The organism is Ruegeria sp. C8 (assembly GCF_056537565.1).
On record NZ_JBQFRV010000047.1, the window covers coordinates 1 to 548 of the forward strand.

At 55.1% G+C, this 548-nt stretch carries 1 protein-coding gene; it reads right to left on the reverse strand.

Annotated elements, in window-relative coordinates; all coding sequences use genetic code 11:
- On the reverse strand, positions 1–548 hold a 548-nt coding region (locus tag ACR0KL_RS22755; protein ID WP_480777555.1), incomplete at both ends, for an SOS response-associated peptidase.

Genomic DNA, 548 nt, shown 5'->3' on the forward strand with positions numbered 1-548 from the left:
TCATCCGCGTTGCCATCCATCCATTGCTCATAGTCCTCCGGCTTGAGGATGACGGGCATTCTCCGTGGGTGTATGGGCTTTACCAGTTCATTGGCCGTCGTGGTGATGACGGTGTAGGTTTCAACCTCCTCGGGCCCTTCATTGCCCTGGTATCGCGAGGTTTGCCACATACCCGCAAATGCGAGTAGCGGGCGGTCTTCATCGCCCTTCAGGGCGAACCAGTGGTAGGTGGCAGGGTTTCTTCCTTGGGCCTCACAGAACGAACTAACCGGAACGAGGCAACGCCGCTCCTCAAAGCTCTGTTTCCACAAGCCGTTTGAGCGCACCTTGTCATCACGTGCGTTATTCCAGGCACCCGGTTGGATAATAGCACCGGTTTTCTTTGACTTCTTTGTCGTACGAAATCCCCAACTCAGCGAGACCAGCTCGCGCTTACCTTCGTCGTCTTTCCTGACTACTGGGGCTAAGTGCTTCGGATAGATGGCTGGCAATGGTTCTGCATTCCCAAGCCTGTCACGTTCAACGGTCACGTCAAACAGTTGGCGCAT